Source organism: Saccharomonospora iraqiensis subsp. paurometabolica YIM 90007, from assembly GCF_000231035.2.
GTDB classification, from domain to species: Bacteria; Actinomycetota; Actinomycetes; order Mycobacteriales; family Pseudonocardiaceae; genus Saccharomonospora; species Saccharomonospora paurometabolica.
On sequence record NZ_KI912225.1, the window covers coordinates 47672 to 52850 of the forward strand.

Here is a 5179-nt window from a genome sequence, read left to right on the forward strand (position 1 = left end):
TGCCGGGCGGGCGGCTCGACGAGGGCGAGGACCCGCCGGGCGCGGCGCTGCGCGAGCTGCACGAGGAGGTCGGGGTCGCGTTCGGCCGGGACGCCGTGCTCGGCCGGCTGGACGACTACGAGACCCGCTCCGGGTACGTGATCACCCCGGTGGTGGTGTGGGCGGGCGCGGAGCCGGTCACCCGGGTCAACCCGGACGAGGTCGACGGCCTGTTCTGGCTGTCCGTGCCGGAGATCGACGTGGAGCCGCGGTTCGAGCGTATCCCCGAGTCGCCCCGGCCGGTGATCCAGCTGCCGATGCTGGACACACTGCTGCACGCCCCCACCGGCGCGGTGCTGCACCAGTTCCGCGAGGTGGTGCTGCACGGCAGGCACACCCGGGTGGACGGCTACGAACAGCCGGTGTTCGCCTGGCGGTGACCACGGCCGGGTCCTCCCCGGCCCGTCCTACTCCGCCGGTGCCGTGACGGCGGCGACGGCCCGCTCCCGGGTGGGCTCGTCCACCTCCGGCACCGTGTACTTCCGCGCCCGGAGGTGCGTGAGGAACTCCGGGTCGGGCGCGACGTCGTGCTCACGCAGGTAGTAGGCCACCGCACCCGGCCACACCCAGAAGCCGTCGGTGCGGAAGGTCAGCGGCACCGACGGTGGCCGGTCCGGGTCGAGGACGTCGGTGTCGTGGCTGCGCGCGGCCAGCACCACCGGGGCCGCGGCCAGGTAGTCCAGCACCCGCTCCCGCTCGGCCGGCTCCAGCGGTGCCCGGTCGAGCACCGGGGCGCCCGCGTCGTCGAGACCGTCGAACACGCGGGGGGTGTGCATCGGTGGGTCGCCGTGGCGCTCCGGATCCGCGCCCGCTCCGGCGGAACCACCGACGGCGGACAGCGGAGGCTTCTCCGAGGAGGCCGTCCGCCCCTCGCTCGCCCGGTGCCGCAGCCACTCCGGGACATGTTCGGCCGAGCGGGGGAACAGCCGGAGTTCGTCCGCGAAGGCGGCGGGCGGCGGCTGTCGCCGCCATCGTGGTTGGCGGTCGTGAAGGTGGTCCAGCCTCGGTGTCCGGCCCGGGTCCACGGTGATCATCGCACCCGACCAGGTGCCACGTCCCGGCTGGTACATGCCGGCTCGCAGCCTGCCGAGCAGCTCCACACTCCTCGGAGGCGGCGCCAGGGGTACGGTCGCTCCCCCGGAGTCGGTGACCAGGAAATCCACCTCGACGTATCGGCCGACCGCGCGGTACTCCAGCCGGAGCCGCCGCCACCCCTGGGGGACCGGGGCGGCGGCCATTTCCCGCGCGATCGCCGACACGAGATCCTGCGGCAGCGGCCCCTGCGGCCGGGTCACGGTGACTCACCCGGCGTGGACAGGAGCGCGGACGGCGACCCGGCTCCATCGACAGCGGTCGCCGCCGTACCGCTCATCGGGCCACCCCGGTATCCGGAGCCGGGCCGTCGAGTCGCTGTTCGAACCACTCCGGCAACTCGTCCTCGTCCCGTGGCCGATCTTCGAGCTCCTGCTCGAAGTACTCGGCCGACGGCGGATGATCCCAGTCGGGCTCTTCGCTCCAGTTGTACTCGACCGAGTACTCCCCCGGGTGAACGAGGTGATACCGCAGGCTGTTCCAGGTGCCCTCCCCCGGTTCGTACATGGCGTCGCGCAGGTCCCGGAGAAACGTCACCTCGGAGTCGGGGAGGGCCCACTCGACGGACCCGCCGAGAACGGTGAGCACGTGTACCCGCAGTTCAACGTACGAACCCATCGCACGGAACTCGACGAACAACTGGTCCCACTCCGGTGGGAGTGAGTGAATCATCCGTGTGGTGAACCCTTTGAGCAGTTCGTTCGCCTGCACCCCGGTCAAGGGCGCCCGCCGCGACGCCATCAGCCCTCCTCCCCGGCGTTCACCTCGGCCAGTCTCGCGCTGAGCCAGTCGGGCATGTGCTCCTCGTCCCGGGGGAACATCGTCAGGTCCTCGGCGTAGTGCTCCGCCTCGATCGGTCCGAGCAAGGTCGGCTCGTGGTCCATGTTGTAGTTGTAGAAGATCCTACCCGGAGGATCCATCGAGACGCGGGCCGAGAACCACGTGCCGCGTCCCGGCTCGTAGAGGAGGGTGCGCAGCCTCGCCAGCACGAGGTTGAGCTCTTTCGGCGGAGTCACGTCGGGCTTCGAACCGTCATTCATGATCACCGTCAGCCCGAGGTCCTGCACCGGGACGGTCATCACGCTGACGAGGTCGATACGCCGCCAGCCCTGGTCCGGGACGAGATCGAGAAGCATCCGACCGAGTCGACCGATCAGCTCTTCATGGGTCTCCTCGACGGAAGTCCGCGGGCCAGAGGGGGGTGTTGTGGTCATTCGGGAAACTCCTGACGGTGACCTTCGGTCTGTGTTGCTCGTCCCAGCCGTACGAACGGTACAGGCGGGTGTGCGGATCGTCCTGGCCCTCGCTCCGGGCGGCGAATATCTCCTCGTACTCGGTCCGGTCCGGGTGCTCGTCGCGTTCCCGCTCGAGTGCGTACCAGGTCTGGCTCAGGTCGTAACCGTCGCTGCGCCCGGGGCTCTTGCGGTTCTCCACACTGCCCTGGCTCGACTGGTTGATCGCCTCGCCCGGCTTGCCCTGGCTGGTACCACCGTGGTGACCACCGTCGTCGAGATTGTTGCCCCGGTCATCGACACCACCTCGCGCGCCGACTTCCCGCTGTGCTCCGGAGTCACGGCGTACGTCGCTCGCCCCCGCGTAGTTCGGCCGGGAGGTCGTGGCCACGGTGTTGCCCCGATCGTCGGTGCGGTGCAGGTCGCCTTCGGTTCGACGGTCGGTGCCGGGCACCTCGATCCCGTGGTCGACGCGGACGGTCACGTTCGGCTGCGGGTTGTTGAGGTCCGGGTCGAACGGTTTGTAGGTGTGGACGTGCGTGACCGCACCGTCCGGCCCGGTCTGCACCGTGGTGTACGGCGTGCCGTCCGAGTGGACGACATGGATCCGGGTGTCCGGTGGCAGATCCTGCCGTCCGACCAACGGGTTCCTGTTATCGGGTTTGTCGGCGAGCGCGCTGCGCTGCTGCGCGGACAGTCCCTGCGGCTCGGCGCCGTCGAATCCGACGTGCTCCTTCTGGTACGAGAAGGTGTACTCGCGGGAGGCCTGTGGCCAGTTCTGCTGGGCACCCCCCGCGTCGGCCCCGGCGTAGTCCGGGTCTCTCGCGACCTCGACCTCCTGACCATCCGCCTTGTCCAGCTCCGCCTCGACACCGGTATGCAGGTGCGTGGGTTTCCCATCCGGTCCGGTTTGGATGGTCGCATACGGGCGACCGTCGGGGTCGACGAGATGGATCCGAGCGTCCGGCGGCAGGCTCCGCCTGCCCACCACGGGATGCTTCTCGGTCGGTGCCTTGCCGGCGAGGGCGTTGCGCTGACGCTCGGTCAGATCGCCGGGCTCCGGGTCGAAACCCCTGGGTCGCTGTTCGTAGGAGTAGCTGACCGTCTGTTCCGGTGCGGGCCACTGTTGTTGCACCCGGCTCTGCATCCCGGTTCCGTAGTAGCCGTCCTGGGTGACCGACGCTCCCGCGGGAGCCTGGGTGACCTCCGCGTTGAACCTGCCGCGCTGACCGGAGTACGCGTCGATCTGCTCGATCCCGCCCCCGCTGCCGGTGTAGAAGGTCGCGCGCGGCTCGCCGCGCTCGTCCAGCGCCCGGTGCACGCTGTCCGGAGTGAGACCGTCACCGTCCCGACGCACGGGGAACGGTTCGTTCTGACCGACCCGGTGGTCGATCGGTGTTCCGCGCGGCTCCGGATCCGTCCACGAGACCGCGTGTTCGGGCCTGGCGTCGGCGCCGACGCGGTACTCCTGGTACAGCGGCCCGCGGTCAACGCGGTAGTTCGTGTCCGGCTTCAACTCCGTGAGTTCGGGGTTGCTCCACTCCGGGGACGAGTCCGGGGTGTCGATCCACCGGACGGCACCCCGCTCGTCGGTCTGGAAGCTGCCACGGTCGTTCCCGTCGGCGTCGGTGACGTGGTACCGCCTGCCCGGTTCGAGATCCGTGCGGTGGCCGAACGGTTCGTCGGCCCGCGGTGCCCGCGGATCGTCCGGATCGACCGTGACGTGGTCCGCCCGATCGATCTCCGGGGGCTCGTCGATGTGCGCCACCCGCGCGATCCCGTTGTCGGAGGTGACCATCCGGGTGTGCCCGTCCGGTCCGGTCGGGAACACCTCGGCCCGCCGTCCGACCTGCGCCCGGTAGTCCGTGTCCGGGTGCGGGCGGGCGATCTCCGGGTTTCCTCCCCGCAACGTGTTGGGTGCGACCGCGTCGACATGGGTGACCCTGCCGTCACCGTCGGTGAACACCTCGCTACGGACCTGGCCGTCCGGGCCCTCGACCAGGTACCGGGTGTTCGGTCGGAACGACCGGTCCTCGTCGAAGAGGGAGACGTCGTCATCGAGCGCGATCCGCTCGGTCGACTCGTAGGGTGGTTCCTGCCATCGCCCCTCGATCTGATGGTGGGGGTTGAGGTTGTCCCCCTCGCCCCGGTCCCGGACGGACTCGACGTCCACATCGGTCTTGTCCGCCTCGGCCGTGTCCGGGGTGAAACCGTCGTCGCTACCGCCGGAGGTAGCCCCGTCGGGGCGGTGGACACTCCACTCGCCGTTCGGCGGAATCCTGGGCCGCAGGCGTCCGTCCGGCCCGATCTCGTAGTCGGACGAGAAGACCGTGCCGTTCGAGTCGGTCCAGGCCGGCTTGTCCGGAGCCAGCACCTCGGTGTCGAGGGCTCGGGACAGGCGCTGCGCGAAGTCGTTGCTTCCCGCGTCGCAGCCGATCAGCCGCACGGGGCGGCCGTCGTAGTCGCCGCCCCGGCGCAGGATGTCGGCGAACTCCTCGGGAGTGTAGAGGCGGTCGCCGATGCGGGCGTGGCCGTCCGGGGTGACGTGCACGTCGGCGGTGTAGCGACCCTCCGGGTCCGGCTTCACCCGATGTGGCAGGTCGCCCATCTCCGGGTCGCCGCGGTGGAACGAGGTCCCCGCGGGGGTGCGTTCGGCGTGCCACCGGTGCACCTCGTCCGGGGTGAGGTGGTCGTCCCGGTGCGGTGCGTCCGCACCGGGACCGTCGGACGGGTTCCGTCGGGCCGGGTCCACGTCCCCGGGCGCGGGTCGAGCGCCGTGCGGGTCGGGACCGCTACGGCCGGGCCTGTCCGGGTCC

Annotated in this window: 4 protein-coding genes and 1 pseudogene; 1 reads left to right on the forward strand and 4 read right to left on the reverse strand. The window is 70.6% G+C overall.

The annotated features are described in order from the left end of the window. Nucleotides 1-419 (forward strand): NUDIX hydrolase (locus SACPADRAFT_RS26545; protein ID WP_007026394.1); only part of this gene is annotated, 419 nt, incomplete at its 5' end. Nucleotides 420-446: 27 nt separating this feature from the next. Here the strand turns inward: SACPADRAFT_RS26545 and SACPADRAFT_RS0208895 are convergent. The 4 genes and pseudogenes from SACPADRAFT_RS0208895 to SACPADRAFT_RS32515 form a co-directional block, all read right to left on the reverse strand. After that, complete coding sequence (locus SACPADRAFT_RS0208895) at nucleotides 447-1334, reverse strand: hypothetical protein (protein ID WP_007026395.1); 888 nt, start codon at nucleotides 1332-1334, stop codon at nucleotides 447-449. Between the two features lie 73 nt (nucleotides 1335-1407). Then, nucleotides 1408-1872, reverse strand: a complete 465-nt coding sequence (locus tag SACPADRAFT_RS0208900; RefSeq protein ID WP_007026396.1) for a hypothetical protein — start codon at nucleotides 1870-1872, stop codon at nucleotides 1408-1410. Next, nucleotides 1872-2267: a hypothetical protein gene (locus SACPADRAFT_RS0208905; protein ID WP_233357144.1), complete on the reverse strand. Its 396-nt coding sequence runs from the start codon at nucleotides 2265-2267 to the stop codon at nucleotides 1872-1874. The genes SACPADRAFT_RS0208900 and SACPADRAFT_RS0208905 overlap by 1 nt, the downstream gene beginning before the upstream one ends. A gap of 25 nt (nucleotides 2268-2292) precedes the next feature. Further along, nucleotides 2293-5179: pseudogene (locus tag SACPADRAFT_RS32515) on the reverse strand (hypothetical protein); the annotation flags it as partial.